The organism is Paenibacillus sp. FSL R7-0204 (assembly GCF_038002225.1).
Taxonomy (GTDB): domain Bacteria; phylum Bacillota; class Bacilli; order Paenibacillales; family Paenibacillaceae; genus Paenibacillus_AQ.
In genome coordinates, this window is record NZ_JBBOCA010000001.1 from 627,859 (window position 1) to 647,625 (window position 19,767).

At 56.6% G+C, this 19,767-nt stretch carries 15 protein-coding genes; 8 read left to right on the plus strand and 7 right to left on the minus strand.

Going from position 1 to position 19,767, the window contains the following annotated elements; genetic code table 11:
- Positions 1-59: 59 nt before the first annotated feature.
- The gene (locus MKX42_RS02940; RefSeq protein ID WP_340751093.1) at positions 60-1,850 is read right to left on the minus strand and encodes an ATP-binding cassette domain-containing protein; all 1,791 of its coding nucleotides are present in this window, start codon (positions 1,848-1,850) and stop codon (positions 60-62) included.
- Positions 1,847-2,659, minus strand: coding sequence for an ATP-binding cassette domain-containing protein (locus MKX42_RS02945; RefSeq protein ID WP_340751094.1), 813 nt, complete (start codon positions 2,657-2,659; stop codon positions 1,847-1,849). The genes MKX42_RS02940 and MKX42_RS02945 overlap by 4 nt, the downstream gene beginning before the upstream one ends.
- 222 nt (positions 2,660-2,881) lie before the next feature.
- Between MKX42_RS02945 and MKX42_RS02950 the strand changes: the two genes are divergently transcribed.
- Positions 2,882-3,490: a biotin transporter BioY gene (locus tag MKX42_RS02950; protein ID WP_340751095.1), complete on the plus strand. Its 609-nt coding sequence runs from the start codon at positions 2,882-2,884 to the stop codon at positions 3,488-3,490.
- A gap of 760 nt (positions 3,491-4,250) precedes the next feature.
- On the opposite strand, the gene MKX42_RS02955 is transcribed toward MKX42_RS02950, so the two are convergent.
- The 4 genes from MKX42_RS02955 to MKX42_RS02970 form a co-directional block, all read right to left on the minus strand.
- Complete coding sequence (locus MKX42_RS02955; RefSeq protein WP_340751096.1) at positions 4,251-5,735, minus strand: alpha-amylase; 1,485 nt, start codon at positions 5,733-5,735, stop codon at positions 4,251-4,253.
- Positions 5,736-5,852: 117 nt separating this feature from the next.
- Positions 5,853-6,698, minus strand: a complete 846-nt coding sequence (locus tag MKX42_RS02960; RefSeq protein ID WP_340751097.1) for a DUF72 domain-containing protein — start codon at positions 6,696-6,698, stop codon at positions 5,853-5,855.
- A 265-nt stretch (positions 6,699-6,963) separates the two neighbouring features.
- Positions 6,964-8,556 carry a histidine kinase N-terminal 7TM domain-containing diguanylate cyclase gene (locus tag MKX42_RS02965; protein WP_340751098.1) on the minus strand — a complete coding sequence of 531 codons (1,593 nt, stop codon included), beginning with the start codon at positions 8,554-8,556 and terminating at the stop codon, positions 6,964-6,966.
- Complete coding sequence (locus tag MKX42_RS02970; protein ID WP_340751099.1) at positions 8,462-9,451, minus strand: hypothetical protein; 990 nt, start codon at positions 9,449-9,451, stop codon at positions 8,462-8,464. The genes MKX42_RS02965 and MKX42_RS02970 overlap by 95 nt, the downstream gene beginning before the upstream one ends.
- Positions 9,452-9,803: 352 nt before the next feature.
- Between MKX42_RS02970 and MKX42_RS02975 the strand changes: the two genes are divergently transcribed.
- The 6 genes from MKX42_RS02975 (at position 9,804) to MKX42_RS03000 (ending at position 16,415) form a co-directional block, all read left to right on the plus strand.
- Positions 9,804-10,586 carry an ABC transporter ATP-binding protein gene (locus MKX42_RS02975; protein ID WP_340751101.1) on the plus strand — a complete coding sequence of 261 codons (783 nt, stop codon included), beginning with the start codon at positions 9,804-9,806 and terminating at the stop codon, positions 10,584-10,586.
- Positions 10,587-10,588: 2 nt separating this feature from the next.
- Positions 10,589-11,401, plus strand: a complete 813-nt coding sequence (locus tag MKX42_RS02980; protein ID WP_340751103.1) for an ABC transporter permease — start codon at positions 10,589-10,591, stop codon at positions 11,399-11,401.
- A complete protein-coding gene (locus MKX42_RS02985; protein ID WP_340751105.1) occupies positions 11,401-12,255 on the plus strand; it encodes an ABC transporter permease in 855 nt (284 codons plus the stop codon). Before MKX42_RS02980 ends, MKX42_RS02985 begins: the two co-directional genes overlap by 1 nt.
- Positions 12,256-12,342: 87 nt before the next feature.
- On the plus strand, positions 12,343-13,452 hold the full coding sequence (locus MKX42_RS02990) for an ABC transporter substrate-binding protein (protein WP_340751107.1): 1,110 nt from the start codon (positions 12,343-12,345) through the stop codon (positions 13,450-13,452).
- Positions 13,453-13,552: 100 nt separating this feature from the next.
- Positions 13,553-15,016, plus strand: coding sequence for a CoA-acylating methylmalonate-semialdehyde dehydrogenase (locus tag MKX42_RS02995; protein ID WP_340751109.1), 1,464 nt, complete (start codon positions 13,553-13,555; stop codon positions 15,014-15,016).
- 31 nt (positions 15,017-15,047) lie between these two features.
- A complete protein-coding gene (locus MKX42_RS03000) occupies positions 15,048-16,415 on the plus strand; it encodes an aspartate aminotransferase family protein (protein ID WP_340751112.1) in 1,368 nt (455 codons plus the stop codon).
- On the opposite strand, the gene MKX42_RS03005 is transcribed toward MKX42_RS03000, so the two are convergent.
- A complete protein-coding gene (locus tag MKX42_RS03005) occupies positions 16,381-18,069 on the minus strand; it encodes a PucR family transcriptional regulator (RefSeq protein ID WP_340751114.1) in 1,689 nt (562 codons plus the stop codon). The genes MKX42_RS03000 and MKX42_RS03005 overlap by 35 nt on opposite strands.
- 303 nt (positions 18,070-18,372) lie before the next feature.
- Here MKX42_RS03005 and MKX42_RS03010 point away from each other — a divergent pair, with 303 nt between their 5' ends.
- Positions 18,373-19,764: an NAD(P)-dependent oxidoreductase gene (locus MKX42_RS03010; protein ID WP_340751115.1), complete on the plus strand. Its 1,392-nt coding sequence runs from the start codon at positions 18,373-18,375 to the stop codon at positions 19,762-19,764.
- The last annotated feature ends 3 nt before the right edge of the window (positions 19,765-19,767 follow it).

Genomic DNA, 19,767 nt, shown 5'->3' on the forward strand with positions numbered 1-19,767 from the left:
AGTTCTTACACTATCCATCCGCTATGGTGATTTTGTTCGCTGAATCGACCCGTACCCGCTCAGCTAATACGCGCTACCCACCATAGTATAGCTGCGACCGTCAGGATACCTAGCGATGCCAGCGTGTCACGCCTGCTCCAGCGGAGGTGATAGACGGGGGTCCGCTGCTTGGCGGGATCATACCCCCGCGATTCTACGGCTGTTGCCAGCTCGTCACCCATGCCTAAGACAAGAATCAGCAGAGGCACGATAATTAGGGCGATCTGCTTTGGAGACCAGCTGGTCACCCCGCGGGCGCGCCTTCCGCGTGAGACCAGCGCAAGCTGCAGCTGGGCCAGCTTGCCGAGAATCCATGGCACGAACTGCAGGGTCACGGATACGGCAAGCGACCAGTTACGGGTGCGGATGCCCAGGGCCCGCAGCGGAGAGATGCCCCATTCCAGACCCTCGCGCAAGGGGGCACCGGTGGTCGTCTCGGTGAACAGGAAGCCCAGGGCAATTAACAGCAGGAAGCGCAGCGCGTTGATTCCCCCGCGCACGAGTCCTTCATAGCTGAAGCTAAGCGGCCCGAATGCGAAGTCGGGAGAGCTCCAGCTAAGCCCGGACAGGAGCCAGAGGAACAGGAACATCAGCAGGAACGGGCGGAAAAAGCGGAACGCCCGGCGCCAGGAGATGTGAGCTGAAGCTGCGAGCCCGGCCAGCAGACCGGCAGTAAGCAGCAGCGGGAGCAGAGTGTTCATCCCTAGCAGGACCAGCGAGCCGAGAATCATCCCCAGCCATTTGGCCCGGGGATCGAGTCCTTGCCAGCCGGGCCTGCGAGGGGTGTTCTGTGCTTGTCTTGGATTGCCAGGCCTGATTATTGACTGGTCCGTCTGCGCCCCGGCAGGTTGAGGAGGATTCCCCCGGTGCCGTTTATCTTCTGCACTGTATTGCGCGCGGTGTTCGCTGGTTTTGGTATTCTGGCTGCTGGGTGGTATGGCGCCGCTGCGGACAGAACCGCCAGAGTCTACCGGCTGGCTGTCCGTCTGCGGCATAGGCAGCGGGTGCTTTTCCAGTGCGGTCAGCAGCTCCTCCAGACTATCCGGGACTGCTTCCAGCAGGCCATACTGCACCGCTCTGCGTCCCATAGAAGCATAGACGGGAGACGTGAGTCCGGCGTATACCAGCAGGCTGGGATCGGCAGTCAATGCCGGAGCAGGACCATCATAATGGATAGCACCCTGCTTCATCACGATGACCTTGTCGGCAACCGGCAGGAAACTGTCCAGATCATGGGTGCCGATGATCAGGGTCAGGCCGCTACTGCGCAGCTGCTGTACCATTTCGAGCAGTGCCTGCGCTGCCTGGGGGTCCAGCCCTGCGGTCGGCTCATCCAGAATCAGGAGCCCGGGCTGTACGGCCAGGGCGCCCGCAATACATACGCGCCGTTTCTCGCCCCCGCTAAGCAGAAAGGGGGAGCGCCCGGCGAATTCATCGTAAGCCAGCCCGGTCTTCGCCAGGGCTCTGGTGATGATCTCCGTCCGCTTCTCCTTGGACACCCTGCGCTCTATCAGGCCGTATTCAATATCCTTATGCACTGTACCCGCGAACAGCTGCGTCTCCGGCTGCTGGAATACCATGGATACCGCTTCGACGGTCGTGTTGCCCGTCTTCTTCCCGTCATCGTAAAGAATCTGCCCGGAGGAAGGCTGTGCAAGACCCGCGAGCAGACGGAGCAGCGTAGACTTGCCGCTCCCGTTCACCCCGCAGAGGACGGTCAGTGTACCTGTAGGGATATCCAGAGAGATATCCTGAACGGCTGGCTTACTGCCTTCATAGCAGAAGGAGAGTTGCTCCGTATGAATTCTCATAGCAGCTCCTCCAGATCCTGTCCGGTCAGCGGCAGCAGGTGAAGCGGCCAGCCCTGCTTCTGCAGCAGCTTCCCGACCCGGACGGCCGGAGAAGGAAGCCAGCCGAGGGTCTCCGGCAGCTCCGAGGTATAGAACAGGCTGCGCGGGCTGCCGTCATAGAGCAATTGCCCCTTGCCCAGCACCGCGATGCGCGGGCTTGCGGCCAGCTCTTCCATCCGCTGCGTGACCCAAAGGACGGTAGTGCCCGCCTGCCATAGCCCCTGAGCCAGCTCCATAATATCTGATCTCCCCTCAGGGTCCAGCATCGAGGTAGCCTCATCAAAGATAATCATTTCGGCTTCCAGTGCCAGGCAGCAGCCTATCGCCAGACGTTGGCGCTCTCCGCCGGATAGCGTAGATACCTCTGCCTGCGCTTTATGGCTTAGTCCTATCTGCTGTAGAATCTCATGGATTCGTGCAATCATCCGCTCCCGTTCCAGTCCCCGGTTCTCCAGCCCGAAGGCGATATCCTCGAAGGGGGTGGAGCCCACCGTCTGTGCTTCGGGATTCTGAAATACAAGCTGCACACGTTGCTTCACAGCCGTCCGGTTCTCCGGCAGGCGCAGGTCCAGTCCAGCCACGGACAGACTGCCGCCGGAGGGGGTGTTCAGTCCGTTGAAGGAGCGGATGAGCGAGGTTTTGCCGCAGCCGTTGGCTCCCGTTATCGCTACCCATTCTCCAGGCTCTATATGAATGTTAATCGCTTGCAGTACCGTACGGCGATGCTGCCCCTCCCGCACGGACAAGCTTATATTATGCGCCCTGATCATCCTCATGCCTGCTTTCCGTCCAGCTCTAGTCAACAATTGCTACCCATTATAACAAAGATTTCAGGATTGCTGTATCTGGAGGGTGATGTTATAGTGATCCCAAGTGGAAACGGCTTTGCCGTCCTTTTAAAGGACGGTACCGTTTTGGCGAGAAATAGAAGGATAATTTGTAGCGTGATACATATAAATTCTATATTTTTAAAAAGGGGGAACCTCCCGGCCATGAAGAAATGGACCACCCGCGGCCTGATATTCAGTGCTTTATTTGCCGCTGTCATGATAGCTCTGAGTTATTTGAAAATCTCGCTGCCCTTCTCCACGGTACCCATCACCATGCAGACCCTCGCGGTAATGCTTGCTGGTTCGATCCTTGGGGCCCGTTACGGGGCGCTTGCTGTACTGATCGTGATCGGACTCGCCGCTGCCGGATTCCAGGTGATGGGCGGAAGCGGAGGATTGGCGGTCCTGGTTGGCCCTACCGCAGGATATATCTTCTCCTGGCCGTTCGTGGCCTGGCTGATCGGCTTTTTCGCCGAACGTATTAAGCAGGACAAATACACCTTCATGAAGCTGCTGGCCGCTAACTTTATCTTCGGGGCACTGTTAGTTTATCCGGGCGGTGTGGGGTGGCTGGCCCATTCTACAGGCATGGATTCACTCGGCAAGGCACTGACGGCAGGCATGTGGCCGTTTCTTCCGGGCGACCTGCTCAAAGCAGTCTTGTGTTCGGCTGTAGTAACAGCGGTATGGAAGGTATATCCTATCGAACGTATTCTGAACAATGACACAGGCGTCTGGGCTGGAGAGGACAACACAACCACAAGCCGCTAACCGCAAGCTGCTAACCAGTAAATGCAAATGCTAATTGCAAGCTATGTCTTGCTCAGCATAAATAGGCGAATTCATAGCCCTTGCGGCGTGGATTCGCCTATTTCGCTTTGTTTACAATAGGAATTCTGTGGGCGTTCATCACATGTTCAGCGTTGTGGATAAACTGTTGATAACATCGTGGATAAATCTTTCTTCAGCAGAATCGCACGCAGGACAAATTTGCTTTTACACCGGTGGCTCCAGCTCACCCATATGACTCCTCTGCTAATGTGAATCCCGTGCTGAAAGTGGGCCGGATGAGTAAATGAGAGGGATAAATCCCATTGGTGGGGCTGAAAATGAGCCGGATGAGTAAATTAAAGGGATAAATCCCGTTGGTGGAGCCGAAAGTGGGCCGGATGAGTAAATGAAAGGGATAAATTCATAGGTGGTTCTGAAAATGGGTCGGATGAGTACCAGATGAGGAAATGAGTGAATTGTTTAGGTTTATAGAGAGTAATATATTTCTTTTGTGGATAATATGTGGATAAAATGGGAGGGGTTTGCGAAGGCAGTGAAGTCGCAGAGGAATAGATGTGTTGGAGTACTAAAAGTAAAATGAGTGTACTTGAGGTGGTTACTTGATTTAAAGAACAAAAGTGAGCCTGCGAATGAAATGAGGAACACTACTGCACTTGAATTCACTACCCGAGTAGCTTCTCACCTATAAAACAATGCCGTCCCCCTAACAACAGGGACGGCATTCATCATCTTTACAAGCTCACTCCTCCGCGCATGCATCGGCCGGCTTCGGCTCGGGCAGCGCCCAGACGGAGACGCTGCCGCCGTTCACCGGGAATACGGCCCAGCCGTCTTCGCCGATGGTGACGGACTCGCCGCGGTTATGGGTGAAATCCTCCCATACCTCTCCGCTGCGCGCTTCGCCCACGAACATCCGCTTCTCTCCATTGTCTCCGTTGGAGATGACTACAGCGCAGCCGGAGCCTTCGATCTCCTGAACGCCGCGGCGGACCCAGCCGATGGTGTTCGGATGGTCGAAGTAATCGTCCTGCTCCCCGTAGGCCTTGGTGTAGCGGGCGCAGAGCAGAGGGTCGATGGCGTCCTTCTTGCCTTCCATCGGGGCAGGACCGCCGATGCCGTAATAATCCCCGTAGAAGACCACGGGATATCCGTCGCGCCGCAGCAGAATCAGGGCGTAGGCGCTTTGCTTGAACCAGTCGCCCACCCAGGATTCCAGCGCCTCATGAGGCTGGGAATCATGATTGTCGACGAAGGTGACAGCATTCGCGGGATGTGTCTGGACCAGCGTATCATCGAAGATATGCGTCAGGTCGAAGTCCCGGCCTGCCAGTGCGGCGGAGTACAGCTTGTAATGAAGAGAGACATCGAACAGATCGATCTGGTAATCTACAGTGTTCAGGAATTCGCGGCAGGCCTCCAGATTGGAGTTCCAGAATTCACCGACGATGTAGAAGTCCTCGCCGCGCTTCTTTTTCATCTCCATGGCGAATTCCTTGATGAACTCATGGTTGATATGCTTGATCGCATCCAGGCGGTACCCGCTGCATTGCAGGGTGTCAACCAGCCACTTGCCCCAGTTCAGCATCTCATTCTTCACATCTTCATTGAGGTAATCGATGTTGGCGAACATCAGATAGTCGTAGTTGCCGAATTCGTCATCCACATTCTGATTCCAGCCTTTACTCGTGCCGTCAATCCGGAAGACGCCGTTGCGGCCTTCCTTGGCATCGAAATCGGTTCCGTTGAAGTGGATGTGATTCCACTTGAAGCTGGAGTATTCCTCGCCGCGTCCCGGGAAATCGAATTTGGTCCAGCCTTCAATCTCGAACGGCTCGGAGATATCCTTGTTGCGGTCGTTCGGGTCCACCTCAATAACCTCGAAGACCTCGGTCTCATCCGCTCCGGCTTTATGATTCATGACCAGATCCACGTAGACCGCAATGCCGTTCTTCAGGCACTCGGCAATCGCGTCGATTAACTCCTGCTTGGTTCCATACTTCGTGCGCACATCACCCTTTTGATCGAATTCACCGAGGTCATACAGATCGTAGACTCCATAACCGGTATCTTCGGGCGAGACGGCCTTGGTAACAGGGGGAACCCATACCGAATCAATGCCCGCCGCCTTCAGTTCCGGGGCCATCTGGGCAAGGCGTTTCCAGTGTTCTCCGTCCGCCGCGACATGCCATTCAAAAAATTGCATCATAGTATGATTTCTCTTCATATAGGTAGACCTCCTTTACATGTGTAAGACGACTCCGACAGTTACCCTGATCTGGAGATATTGATAATACTGGCACTTCAGCAAGGAGTAGAAGAGATATATGTAGACCTCTGTACATCAGGTGAATAAGTCCAGCTGGCGCGGGGCCAGCCCGCCGTCGATCCCAAGCAGCGATTGCAGCTCTTGGGCATTAGGAGTGGCATCCCCGGCGGAATTATTATTAAATACCACGTAGATATTCTTACAGGTCTGTTCAAGCTCCAGCAGCCGGTCCCGCCACTGCGTTAAATCTTCGGTGCTGTAACGGTACAGATAGCGAAGCTTGCGCCAGTCCGGGTGACTGCTCTGGTTCCAGCCTGCGGTGTTGCGCCCGTGCAGCCGTACGTAGGTGAGGTCCGGCCGGGTGGCGACAGGCACAATCGGGATGGAGCCGGAACCTGCCTGCGGCTCGTCGGCTATCGTATGAATCCAGCCTTCCTGCGCAAGGAACCGGAGGGTCCGCTCACGCATCTCAGGGCTGTACCAGGAATCATTACGGAATTCGATGGCAGCGGGCACATCCAGCAGCCGCTCTTTCGCCTCACGCAGGAAATCCACGTTGTCTTTGGTGCAGTCGAACCAGGGCGGGAATTGAAACAGGGCCATCGCCAGCTTGCCCGCTGAGCGGACAGGAGCGATAGAGGTATGGAAGGCCAGGTACATCTCCTCCGGCGTATCGTAGTAATTCTTTTCCCCCCGCAGATGTCCGGTCATACCCTGATAAGCCTTCACAATGAACTGGAACGCCTCCGGCGTCTGGTTGACCCATTTCTCGTAATTTCGGACCGGCTGAACCGCGTAGAAGGAACTGTCAATTTCCACAATGGGAAAATGGGCGCTGTAGGCGGGCAGGCGGTCGGCAGGTTTGATTTTGCCGTACAGCTCCTCATGGTCTCCGAAGCCGGTCAGCCCGATCTTGATCATAGAACCCCCTCCATGTCGCATGAACCTGAATTCTGCCGAACGGATCGGCTAACTCTTATTAAACTGAAAACCCGCCTATGCAAACAACAGGAGAACAGGAATGACGGAAATCAGTGCAGGGACAGGAAAGAACTGGAGAAAAAGGGGCTATGGAAGCTGGTATCACCAAAAGAGCAGGCGGATATACCCGGCGGGTGCCATTTATTCTTATGCTGAGGGAAAGCAGGAGGTGCCGCGCGGGGCAGGAAAAGAGGGCTTCCCTCCATCACATGGGCTTGAAGCGGGTGATGGAGGAGACGCCATACAGATGAACGCTATTGCGGCCGTTCCGCTTGGAGGAGTACAGGGCATGATCTGCTTCTGAGAGCAGCTCCTCCAGTGAGATCGAACGGCGGAAGGCTTCAGTCACGCCGAAGCTGGCTGTGATTTTAATTGTTCCTGTGAAGGTGGAGAAGGTGCTGTGCTCGATGTCCCTGCGGATGCGCTCAGAGATCAGGGCCGCTTCCTTCAAGGGGGCTCCCGGCAGGCTTAAGACGAATTCCTCGCCTCCGTACCGTCCGAAGACATCGCTCTCCCGGACATGCTGACGGCATACGCTTACTACATGCTGCAAGGCCATATCCCCGTGCTGATGCCCGTAGCGGTCGTTAATGCTCTTGAAGAAATCAATATCCAGCAGGATGACCGAGAAGGGGGCGGCGGAGTCCGCAGCCTCCTTCAGCCGCTGCCGGCTCAGCTCCATGAAGCGGGTCCGGTTGTAGATGCCGGTCAGGCTGTCGATGGTGGCGAGCTGCAGCAGCTTTTCCTGGAGCAGGGTGCGTTCGGTAACATCGATCAGCATGATCATCCGCCCGGCCAGATGGCCGTCATGCTTCTGCACCGGGGAGGAACGGACCTGATAATAGCGGACTTCTCCGCCGGAATGCCATACCAGCTCCTGCTCTTCGCTGATCTGCGGATTGGAGTTCATTACATAATCGACAGCGTCCTTGCCGGCAGGCAGGAAGAGCTGGGCCAGCGGCCGGCCGATGGCGGCGGCATCCAGATCCTCAAGCATCTCTGCAGCGGCCCGGTTATAGTCCACCAGCTTGTCGGAGAGGTCCGTGACCAGTACGCCGTCGCGCATGCTCTCGAACAGATTCTCGCGGGCAATCGGCGCGGCGGTCAGCATCCCTCTGGACAGAATGGCCCATATATACAGGGACGAGGTTACGCTCATCACTACGGGAACAGGGTCTGTTCCATACGGAGTCAGGTCCATCAGATAGAGGAAGGCCCCCAGTGCAGGCAGGAATTGTCCGACAAAAATAATCAGCATCTGCCGCAGATAAGCCCGCCGCATCCGCCCCCAGCGCCAGAAGATCAGGCACATACCGGCCAGCATACAGCCGAAGGTCAGACTGCCCTGCACGATATACCAAGGTCCCATGACGATATCCACCAGCGGTGTAGGTGCGTCTCCCCGGAAGTAGATAGACTTATAGAACAGGTGATGGGAGTCGTTGGTCCACACAAGCACCGTGGAGATCACGGGGACGGAGTAGAGGAGGACCAGCAGTTTTTTGGAGACCAGCTTCTCTAAGCCCACGAAATGCATGATCATCAGCAGACTGGAGGGCGCAATGTACGGCATTCCGAGATACTCCAGCTTGATCCAGAACTTAATCTGATCCATCGAGTTCCCTGAGAGCTCAAGTGCGAAGGCGAATGTGTATACCGCCGAGGCGGCGGAGCTGACGATGAATGCGCGCAGACCCGAGAAGTCAGTCTTCCTGTAAAAAGCAAACAGGGCGAGCAAGGCGTTCAGCACACCGGAGATCGAAACGATAATAATGTAGTTGGAAATCATAGATGCCATGGGGAGTGCCTCCATGGGTTAGGATGAGCATAGGACATAGGGAATAGTCTCCTGGACACAAAATGAAATGTAAGTAAAGGATAGCACACATCCGAATCAAGGGGATACATCCCAGGGCTCGGGCTGGTGCGGCTGTGGGAGAGAAGCGAGAAACATAGAATGTATGCGAAAAACCGAACACATTGTGCTGGTGCAAGGCCCGCAGGCCGAATGTAATCGAAAAACCGATCACATTCGGCGCGACGTGGGCGCGTGAACTAAATGTAATCGAAAAACCGATCACATTCGGCGCGGCGTGGGCGCGTGAACCAAATGTAATCGAAAAACCGATCACATTCGGCGCGGCGTGGGCACGTGGTCCAAATGTAATCGAAAAACCGATTACATTCGGCGCGGCGTGGGCGCGTGAACCAAATGTAATCGAAAAACCGATCACATTCGGCGCGGCGTGGGCGCGTGAACTAAATGTAATCGAAAAACCGATCACATTCGGCGCGGCGTGGGCGCGTGAACTAAATGTAATCGAAAAACCGATCACATTCGGCGCGGCGTGGGCACGTGGTCCAAATGTAATCGAAAAACCGATCACATTCGGCGCGGCGTGGGCGCGTGAACCAAATGTAATCGAAAAACCGATCACATTCGGCGCGGCGTGGGCGCGTGAACTAAATGTAATCGAAAAACCGATCACATTCGGCGCGGCGTGGGCGCGTGAACCAAATGTAATCGAAAAACCGATCACATTCGGCGCGGCGTGGGCACGTGGTCCAAATGTAATCGAAAAACCGATCACATTCGGCGCGACGTGGGCACGTGGTCCAAATGTAATCGAAAAACCGATCACATTCGGCGCGGCGTGGGCGCGTGAACTAAATGTAATCGAAAAACCGATCACATTGTGCTGGTGCGGGCCCGTGATCCAAATGTATATGTTTCACGCGAACACGTATCCCTCTGTTTCATGTAAGAACGGTACCTTTCCTGTGAGGACGGCAAAGCCGTTTCCACTTATAGTTACTTACTATTTTTATCGGCAATCTGTTCTATTATTTACACTGTAAGCGGCCCCTTAGACAAAGTGACGGAATTTCACAGCCTCAATGTTACGCTTTGTCTAATGTGGGATTCGCGGGCAACGTGTAACATGTTAATTAATACTACATGAAGACAGAAAAAATACTGAAATTGCGAATAATATGTTACGTTAGTTAACATTGAATAGATTCATGGATGGAGGGGGACTGGAGATGTCACTAGTAGCAGCAACAATTCCTGAAATACAGCTGGAGCATGTCGAAATGCGTTACCAGACGGAGACGGCAGACGTGCTGGCCCTGCATCAGGTAAGTCTTGATATTGCCAAGGGGGAGTTCGTCTCCCTGCTGGGCCCTTCCGGTTGCGGAAAGACTACGCTGCTGAGGCTGATGGCAGATCTTATCACACCAACGGCAGGAAATATCATGGTGGCAGGCAGAAGCGCCAAGGAGGCCCGGCTGGCCCGGAAATACGGTATTGTGTTCCAGAGTCCGGTGCTGTATGACTGGCGGAAGGTCAAGCATAATATTACGCTGCCGCTGGAGCTGATGGGCGTCAAGAAATCCGTCCGTGAAGACAAGGCGCTGGAACTGCTTGATCTTGTGGGCCTGCAGGGGTTCGCTGACAAGTATCCCTGGCAGCTCAGCGGGGGGATGCAGCAGCGCGTAGCCATTGCCCGGGCACTCTCCATGGAGCCGGAAATTCTGCTCATGGATGAACCGTTCTCGGCGCTGGATGAATTCACGCGCGAGCGGCTGAATGAAGAGCTGCTCTCCGTCTGGAGTAAGGTACAGAGCACAATTGTATTCGTTACCCATAGCATTCCCGAATCGATCTTCCTGTCGGACCGCGTGTTCGTCCTGTCTCCGCATCCGGGCAGACTCTCGGCGGTTGTCGATATTCCGCTGCCCCGTCCGCGAACGGCGGACATGAGGAACAGTCCGGAGTTCTTCGAGCTGATTGCCCGTATCCGCGACAGCTTCGAAGGGGTGTAGCTATGAAGCTGAACCGTGCGTTAATGCGGAGCCGCGTACTGCCGCTGCTTGTCTGGATCTGCGGGCTGCTGGTGCTGTGGGAGGCGGTCTCCTGGTGGCTGCTGCATGTGGCGAAGACGCCGCTGGCCCAGTCCAAGCTGCCTTATGTCCACGAGGTGGCGCTCACTCTATGGCAGTACAGCGGCACCCTTCTCCGGGAAGGGGGAGCCACCTTCGGCAATGCCGGGGTAGGCTTCCTGATCGGAGCGCTCTCCGGGGTGCTGCTGGCCGTGCTGATGAGTCTCTCCCGGACGATAGAGCAGCTTGCCTTCCCGTATGCCGTTGCTTCGCAGATGATTCCGATTCTGGGGCTGGCGCCGATCATATACGGAATTGTGCGTGATGAGCAGATGTCGAGGATCATCATCTCGGGCTATATCACCTTTTTCCCGGTGGCGCTGAATATGCTGCGCGGTCTGCGGAGTGTGGACCCTTCTGCCCTGGAGCTGATGCACTCTTATGCCGCTAAGCCGTGGGCTGTATATTGGAAGCTGCGCTTCCCGGCAGCGCTGCCGGGGCTGTTCAGCGGGCTGAAGATTGCAGCGACGCTGGCTGTAACGGGCGCAATTCTGGTTGAGCTGATGGGTGCGCAGCGCGGGATCGGGGTTATTATGCTCCGCAATCTCTATTATGGACCCTCCCATACCTACATGTTCTGGTCCACGGTACTGGTCGGTGCTCTGCTGGGTATGGCCAGCTATTGGCTGATGAGTCTGGTGGAACGTCTGGTAGCCCCTTGGCAGCCGGAATTCCGTCCCCAAGGAGGCAGCCGCTAATGGACAGCAATACGATTCGCGAATTTACATCATCTAACAACGTCATTTCACCAGATACAGAGCAAGGCGGAGATCCATGGAAATTCCTGAAATGGCTGAATCCCGGGTTCGTACTGCCGCTGCTTGCCGGAGCTTTGTTCCTGCTGCTGTGGGAGCTTCAGATCTTTCACCGCATTTTCGATCTGAAGAAATATCAGCTCCCCTTGCCCTCCGCCATCGCTGAAGCGATGCGGGATAATCTCAGTCTGCTGCTCTCTTACACCGGGTATACCCTCACTGAAGCTGTGCTTGGCATGCTGATCGGCTCCAGCTGCGGCTTCCTGATTGCCTTAGCTGCCACAGCCTGGCCCCGCTGGGGCGGCGGCAGTCTCACGATGGTAGCTGCACTCAATGCAGTGCCCATTGTGGCGCTTGCCCCGATCATGAACCTGTGGTTCGGAGACGGTATAGGCTCGCGGGCGGCGATTGTGACCGCGACTACGATGGCGGCTATGGCGATCAATGCCTACAAGGGCATGGCAGCTGTGGACCCGCTGGCGCTGGACCTGATGCATTCTTATGCGGCAGGCAAGCGGGCGGTATTCCGCCATCTGCGGATTCAGAACAGTCTGCCTTATGTATTCACCGCCTTGAAGATCAATGCTACAGCGAGCATGATCGGGGCCATTGTCGGAGAGTTCTTCTTCTCCTCGCGTGGGCTGGGTTATCTGCTCTCGAATTCCATCAAGGTGGCGAAGATGCCGCTGGGCTGGGCCTGCATCGTGCTTGCTGCGATTGCGGGAGTAATCTTTTACCTGGTCGTGGAGCGCTTGGAAAAGGTATTTATCAAGTGGCACCCTTCCCGGCGCGCGTAGTGTGTAATTCCTGCATAGAGCAACAAGAGCGCAATCATACTGTGTCAGGCTGTCTTACAAAAAACTTGAGTGGTAGGGGGAGTTGCTATGATGAAGGGCAAACAGGGCAAAACTCGTGGAGGATTATGGCTTGCGGCGGCTCTAATGCTGATCTCGCTGCTTGCGGGCTGCGGCGGCAACAACAACGCCAGTCCCTCCGCAGCAGAAGCGACTGCGGGGAATGCGGCGGCAGCTTCGCCGGAAGCGGCGGCAACCACAGAACCGGCGGCTGAGCCGGTCACCGTGAAGCTGCAGCTCAAATGGGTGCCGCAGGCCCAGTTCGCAGGGTACTTCCTGGCGCAGGACAAAGGGTATTATGCGGCAGAGGGCCTGAAGGTCGAGATTCTGCCGGGCGGGCCGGATATCGTGCCTGAGCAGCAGGTGGCCGGCGGCTCGGCCGATATCGGGGTGGACTGGGTGGCGAGCCTGCTGACCAGCCAGGAGCAGGAGATGCCGCTGGTGCAGATCGCCCAGATTTTCCAGAAGAGCGGGCTGGTGCTGGTCTCCAAGAAGGAGGCGGGCATCACTACACCTGCTGAGCTGAAGGGCAAGAAGGTCGGCAACTGGATGGGCGGCAATGAGTTTGAGATTCTGGCGCTTTTTGATAAATACAAGCTGGATTCAGGCAAGGATCTGAACTTCACCAAGCAGGGCTTCACAATGGACCAGTTCCTGGGCGGTGAGCTGGATGCAGCCTCGGCCATGACCTACAACGAATATCAGGTGGTGCTGGAGTCGGGCATTAAGGCAGAGGACCTCAGTGTTATCGACATGAATGACGAAGGGGTGGCGATGCTCGAAGACAATCTGTTCGCCAATAAGGAATGGCTGGAGGGCAACAAGGAGACGGCGGCCAAGTTCGTCCGCGCTTCTCTGAAGGGCTGGGCGGATGCGATTGCTGATCCCGAAGCGGCTGTGGACAGTGTGATGAAGCTGGCGGAAGCGGGCAGCACGACCCGGGAGCATCAGCTGACGATGATGACGGAGGTTGCCAAGCTGATCCAGCCGGAGGGCTTCGATGCTTCCAAGCTGGGCTATACGGATGCTGCCGCCTTCCAGCAGACCGCCGATATCGCGCTGAAATTCGGAGTCATTAAGACGGCTTCCAAGGTGGAGGAGGCCTACACGAACGAGATTGTAGAGATGGCTGCGAAATAACAGGTAACAGAATTCCTTCATAGCTGAAGCAGATGGCCGCCTGGTAAGGCGGTCATCTCTTCTAGGGTAGCGGACGAACACAGGGAAAGAGGTGCAGACGATGACACTGCTCACGGGGCAGGCCGGTAAAGTGATGAACTATGTGAACGGAGCTTGGGTGGAGTCTTCATCCGGGCGGCAGGAGGAAGTGTTCAACCCGGCGACAGGTGAGGTGATTGCCTATGTGCCGATCTCCAGCCGGGAGGAGCTGGATGCAGCCGTGCGGGCAGCTTCCAGAGCCTATTCCGAGTGGAAAAGAGTCGCTGTGCCGCGCCGTGCCCGCTATTTCTTCCAGTACCAGCAGCTGCTGGTGCAGCACAGCAAGGAGCTGGCCGAGCTAATTACGCTGGAGAACGGCAAAAGCCTGGAGGAAGCGCTGGGCGAGGTGCAGCGCGGCATCGAATGCGTGGAATTCGCCGCCGGCGCTCCCACGCTGATGATGGGCAGCCAGCTGCCGGATATCGCGACAGGCGTAGAGTCCGGCATGTTCCGTTATCCCCTGGGAGTTGTGGGCGGCATCGCCCCGTTCAACTTCCCGATGATGGTGCCCTGCTGGATGTTCCCACTGGCGGTAGCCTGCGGTAATACCTTTGTGCTGAAGCCCTCCGAGCGGACCCCGCTGCTGGTGAACCGGCTGGCGGAGCTGTTCGCAGAAGCGGGCTTCCCGCCGGGGGTGCTGAATGTGGTACACGGGGCGCATGAGGTGGTTGACGGCCTGCTGGCGCATAAGGAGGTGAAGGCGGTCTCCTTCGTCGGCTCCCAGCCGGTGGCGGAATATGTCTATAAGCAAGGGACTGCTCACGGCAAGCGGGTGCAGGCGCTGGCAGGTGCGAAGAATCATTCGATTGTGCTGAAGGATGCAGATCTGGACCATGCGGTGAAGAATATTCTATCCGCAGCCTTCGGCTCCGCCGGCGAACGGTGCATGGCCTGCGCAGTAGTGGTGGTGCAGGAGGCCATTGCCGATGAGCTGGTGAGCCGGATCGTGGAGGCTGCGGATGGATTGAAGATCGGGAACGGCAAGGAGGAGGGGGTGTTCCTGGGCCCGGTCATCCGGCAGGCGAACAAAGACCGGACGATCGATTACATTGAAGCTGGGCTTGCCGAGGAGGCGGTGCTGGTGAGGGATGGCCGTAAGGATGCTGCGGCCGCGGGCAGCGGGTATTTCCTGGGCCCGACGATCTTCGATCATGTGCGGCCGGGCATGAAGATCTGGCGTGATGAGATTTTTGCGCCGCTGCTGTCAGTGGTGCGTGTGAAGGATCTGGCGGAGGCGATAGCGGTCACTAATGAGTCACCCTTTGCCAACGGAGCGTGTATCTATACGGACAGCGCCAGGGCGGTCCGCGAATTCCGCGAGGAGATTGATGCGGGGATGCTGGGCGTCAATCTGGGCGTGCCGGCACCGATGGCATTCTTCCCTTTCTCAGGATACAAGAAATCATTCTATGGAGACCTGCATGCGAACGGGCGTGACGGTGTGGAGTTCTACACCCGCAAGAAAATGATTACCGCGCGTTACTAAAAGAAGGAAACCCAAGGGAGGAGAGTGTGCCGTGCAGAGTCTGGGCAAAGAAAGTGAGCTGGCGGTTAAGAAGGACCAGCGGTATTTGTGGCATAATATGACCCCTTACAGTGAGCAGCATCCGCCGATGATTGCAGCTTCCGCAAGCGGCTCATGGGTTACCGATATCGACGGCAACAAATTCCTGGACGGCATGTCCGGCCTGTGGTGTGTGAATGTGGGGTACGGGCGCAAGGAGCTGGCGGAGGCGGCGTATAATCAACTGCTGAGCCTGCCGTATTTCCCGCTGACGCAGAGCCATATGCCGGCCATCGCGCTGGCTGAGAAGCTGAATGAATGGCTGGAGGATGAGTATGTCATCTTCTTCTCCAACAGCGGGTCGGAAGCGAACGAAGCAGCCTTCAAAATCGCCCGCCAGTACCAGCAGCAGACCGGCCAGCCGGACCGCCATAAATTCATTGCCCGCTACCGGGGCTATCACGGAAGCTCGCTTGGCGCCCTGGCGGCGACCGGGCAGGCGCAGCGCAAGTACAAGTACGAGCCGCTGGGCGGCGGGTTCCTGCATGTGGCGCCGCCGGATAGCTACCGCCGTCCGCCCGGCATGACCGAAGAGGCCTTCAACCTCCAGTGTGCGCAGGCGATTGAGGATATGATCGTCTGGGAAGGTGTAGCCTCTGTAGCGGCGGTGATTATGGAGCCGGTCATTACCGGCGGGGGCGTGATCGTCCCGCATCAGGTCTATATGGACCGGGTGCAGGAGATCTGCCGTACCCATGGCGTATTGCTGATTATCGACGAGGTGATCTGCGGCTTCGGGCGGTCCGGCCGCAAGTTCGGTCACCACAATTTCGGAATCAAGCCCGATATTGTCACGATGGCGAAGGGGCTGACGAGCGGCTATCTGCCGTTATCCGCTACCGCTGTGCGCAAGGAGATCTATGAGGCCTTCAAGGATAACAGTGATGACTACGGGCACTTCCGTCATGTGAACACCTTCGGCGGTAATCCGGCTGCCTGTGCACTGGCCTTGCGCAACCTGGAGATTCTGGAGCAGGAGCAGCTTGTGGAGCGCGCCGGAATTCTGGGACGTATGCTGGCGGACGGGTTCGCCGGGCTGCTTGGGCATAAGCTGGTTGGCGATATCCGCAGCTTCGGGCTGGTCGTTGGGATTGAGCTGGTGGCGGATAAATCCACCAAACAGCCCGCCGAGCTAAGCATCGTCAAGGGGATTATAGCCGACTGCAAAGCCAAGGGGCTGATCATCGGCAAGAACGGCGATACGGTGGCTGGCTTCAATAATGTGCTCACCTTCGCTCCGCCGTTATCCTCGACGGATGAGGATGTGCAGTTCATCATCGATACCTTCACAGCTGTGCTGAACGGGAGCTGGGCAGAGTGAATTTCTCCGGGTACAGGAACTGGTAGGCGCGCAGAGCGACCTGAATGGAGATCCGGTTCTCCGGGAGCATGAAGTCCTCTCCGAGCAGCTCGGTGATTTTGTCCAGCCGGTAGTAGAGGGATTGCCGGACGATGAAGAGGCTGCGGGCGGCGATCTGCTTCGACCCGTCATGATCGAGGTAGACGCGCAGCGTCAGCAGCAGCTCGCTGCCTTTTGCCTCATCGTGGTCAATCAGCGGGCCGATATAGCTGCGGATGAAATTCTCCAGAGTCTTGCCGTCATTCAGGCTCAGCAGCAGCTGGAAGACGCCTAACTCCTCATACATGAGGACCGGCTTCTGGTAACAGGAATAGAGGGACAGCGCTTGTACGGCTTCCTGGTAACCGGCATGAGCATGCTTCAGGCCCCGGTGGGACTTGCTGACTCCGATGACGAGCTGCAGGTCCTTCAGCTTCTCATCCGCACGGATATGCTGCAGGGAATCAAGCGCCTGCTGCAGGCGCAGCTTGCCGGGCAGCTTGGACTGGATATCCAGCGCAATGACGGTCAGCCGGTTGTTCTTCAAGGTGATCAGCGGCCGGAGGGAGTGCTTCTCGAAGATGGAGCGCAGGATGAGCGAGAGATGGAAGGTGATGGATTCCCAGTCATTCTCCGAGCTGTTCCATTTGACATCCCGGGGATTCTCGATCTCGATCAGGCAGACCCGGTAGGGCAGCTCATTGACCAGGTTGAAGTCCGGGCCGACCAGTGCCTTGAGCCGGTTGTCGTCCTGAGTGCGTCCCCCTACCAGCTCATCCACCCACAGATTCTCCGAGAACAGCTTCCGTTCTTCCATGTACCGCGTGCGCAGCAGCTCCTGTGCGATGGATAAGGAGGCCGAATCGAGCAGCAGGCAGTCGAATTCCTGCGGCTTGTGATTACAGACCATCAGGATATAGGCCCAGGTCTGGTCCAAGGCTCCTACGGGCTTCACGGCGATGGTCTTGTGGCCGTATTCCCGGATATAGGGGGCGGCCTCCGGCGCTGCTCCCTCCATCTCTTCGCTGAAGGTCTCGAAGAAGCCAAGCAGCGGACGCTGCTCCTCGGGCGCAAGGGCCGGGAAGAAGAGAGGTTTGCCTTGCAGCTGCATATAGAGAATCTGTGTGCGGGTGCTTTTACATAACAATTGCAGGACCTTAAGGGTTCCCTGGGAGGTTAGGGTCAGCCGGTGGAATTCGCGGGAGATACTCTCCAGCTCTTGCAGCATCCGGTGGTGGCGGTTGATGATGAGGGAATGCAGATCGAGTGTAATGTCGACGAACCGTACAGTGCGGGTGAACTGGATCAGCGGAAAATCATGCAGGTTCGAAAGGGCGATCATCTCCTGCGGAATGGCACTGAAGTAGGCTCCCAGCTCGATGCATAGGCAGGCGGCGTTCTTATCAATCAGATTCTGCATGAAAGACAGGGCGGCGTCCAGATCCGTGCTTGCGCTCATTCCGGTGGTCAGAATCATCTCTTCCCCATGAATCAGACTCTCCAGGCTCGCACTCTCCAGCACATGCACCCAGCGGATGGCCCGGTTCAGGCCGTTTCTTCCCCCGATCAGCTCAGCTTCAGCGAACAGCGGCCGCTTCAGCGCGTCGCGGATCGTAAATACAAGTTCCCAGTCCATAAGCTTCCCCCTCATTCACTTCGTTCTCAGGCTATTCTTACACGTAAAAAATAGACATTTGAAATTAGACAATCTGTCTAATGTAACGAAAAAACGGATTGACTATAGTTTAAATATAATATGTCAGGAAACTTAACTTAAGTCAGAGTGTGATTAGCGAATTTATCGGCTTGAAGTTTATTTTACTACAATAATTCTTACAAGTATGCAAAACATTAAGGCAATCATCGTAATAATGTTATATTATATAACATAAATCGAAGCGAGAGTGGAAGCTACTCTGGCCAGAAGGAGGGGTACCCGATGGAGCAATCTTCACCGTTTACCACATTGACACCTGAGCTGTTCATGCGTAATTTTGCCGAGGCAGAGCCGGGGCTTACCCGCAAGGGGGCCACCGAGGAATCCAACCGCTGTCTGTACTGTTATGATGCGCCGTGTATCAAGGCCTGTCCGACCAGCATTAATATCCCTTCCTTCATTAAAAGAATCGCAACGGACAATCTCAGAGGATCGGCGCAGACCATCATGGATGCCAATCCGGTCGGCGCAAGCTGCGCACGGGTATGTCCTACGGAGGAGCTGTGCGAGGGAGCCTGTGTGTTAAACGGTACTTCTGCGCCGATTGAGATTGGCCTGCTGCAGCGTTACGCCACGGATTGGGCGATCCGCAGCGGGCTCCAGCTCTTCCGGGCAGGTGAGCCTAACGGCAAAAAAGTAGCGGTGATCGGCGGCGGACCGGCAGGTCTGTCAGCGGCCAGAGAGCTGGCGCGCGAAGGCTTCCAGGTGGTGATCTATGAGGCGAAGCCGCTGGCCGGCGGCCTGGATACCCACGGGATTGTCTCCTTCCGGCTGCCGCAGGACATCTCGCTCTGGGAAGTGGAGCAGGTGGAGAGACTGGGCGTAGAGATCCGCACAGGAATGAAGGTGGGAGTGGATATTTCCATAGAAGAGCTTAAGGCCGGATATGATGCGATTGTGCTGGCGGCCGGAATGGGTTATGTGCCTCCGCTGGAGATTGAAGGCGAGAAGCTGTCCGGTGTCTATGATGCAATCGAGCTGGTGGAGACCACCAAGACCGGGATTCCTGCCCTGGAGCTGATGGGACGGCGTGTTGCTGTCATTGGTGCAGGCAATACGGCCATTGATGCGGCCACCTGCTCGGTGCGGCTCGGCGCGGTGAACGTGAAGATGATCTACCGCCGGACGCGCGGGGAGATGACGGCTTATGATTTCGAATATGAATTCGCGAAGCAGGAGGGTGTGGAGTTCAACTGGCTGACCCTGCCGAAGCGGATTGTCGGGGATGGAGAGGGGAATGTTGCGGCGCTGGAATGTGTGCGGATGGAGCTGACTGGTGAGGCCGGGCCGGATGGACGCCCCTCTCCCGTGCCGGTGGCGGGCTCGGAATTCTTGCTCCCGGTGGATGCCGTAGTGGTGGCTATCGGCCAGAAACGGCGGATTGACCTCATTGAGGCGCTGGGGCTTAAGCATAAGCGGGGCGTAGTGGAGATTGATCCCGCGACCGGCCGTACCTCTGATCCACAGATTTATGCGGCCGGCGATATTGTTTTTGGCGCAGGGACGGGGGAGGCCATGGTGGTCTCTGCCGCGCAGCAGGGCAAGGATGCTGCCTATGCGATTGTGAAGCAGTGGTCAGGCCGTCAGGACGGCGTAATCGGCTCTGCCGTATAACAC

Bases quoted from the DNA above. Each gene is read 5' to 3' on its own strand.
- MKX42_RS02940 (WP_340751093.1), bottom strand. From the start codon at position 1,850: ATGAGAATTCATACGGAGCAACTCTCCTTCTGCTATGAAGGCAGTAAG.
- MKX42_RS02995 (WP_340751109.1), top strand. From the start codon at position 13,553: ATGACACTGCTCACGGGGCAGGCCGGTAAAGTGATGAACTATGTGAAC.
- MKX42_RS02980 (WP_340751103.1), top strand. From the start codon at position 10,589: ATGAAGCTGAACCGTGCGTTAATGCGGAGCCGCGTACTGCCGCTGCTT.
- MKX42_RS02985 (WP_340751105.1), top strand. From the start codon at position 11,401: ATGGACAGCAATACGATTCGCGAATTTACATCATCTAACAACGTCATT.
- MKX42_RS02990 (WP_340751107.1), top strand. From the start codon at position 12,343: ATGATGAAGGGCAAACAGGGCAAAACTCGTGGAGGATTATGGCTTGCG.
- MKX42_RS02950 (WP_340751095.1), top strand. From the start codon at position 2,882: ATGAAGAAATGGACCACCCGCGGCCTGATATTCAGTGCTTTATTTGCC.
- MKX42_RS02955 (WP_340751096.1), bottom strand. From the start codon at position 5,735: ATGAAGAGAAATCATACTATGATGCAATTTTTTGAATGGCATGTCGCG.
- MKX42_RS02945 (WP_340751094.1), bottom strand. From the start codon at position 2,659: ATGATCAGGGCGCATAATATAAGCTTGTCCGTGCGGGAGGGGCAGCAT.
- MKX42_RS03010 (WP_340751115.1), top strand. From the start codon at position 18,373: ATGGAGCAATCTTCACCGTTTACCACATTGACACCTGAGCTGTTCATG.
- MKX42_RS02965 (WP_340751098.1), bottom strand. From the start codon at position 8,556: ATGGCATCTATGATTTCCAACTACATTATTATCGTTTCGATCTCCGGT.
- MKX42_RS02960 (WP_340751097.1), bottom strand. From the start codon at position 6,698: ATGATCAAGATCGGGCTGACCGGCTTCGGAGACCATGAGGAGCTGTAC.
- MKX42_RS03005 (WP_340751114.1), bottom strand. From the start codon at position 18,069: ATGGACTGGGAACTTGTATTTACGATCCGCGACGCGCTGAAGCGGCCG.
- MKX42_RS02975 (WP_340751101.1), top strand. From the start codon at position 9,804: ATGTCACTAGTAGCAGCAACAATTCCTGAAATACAGCTGGAGCATGTC.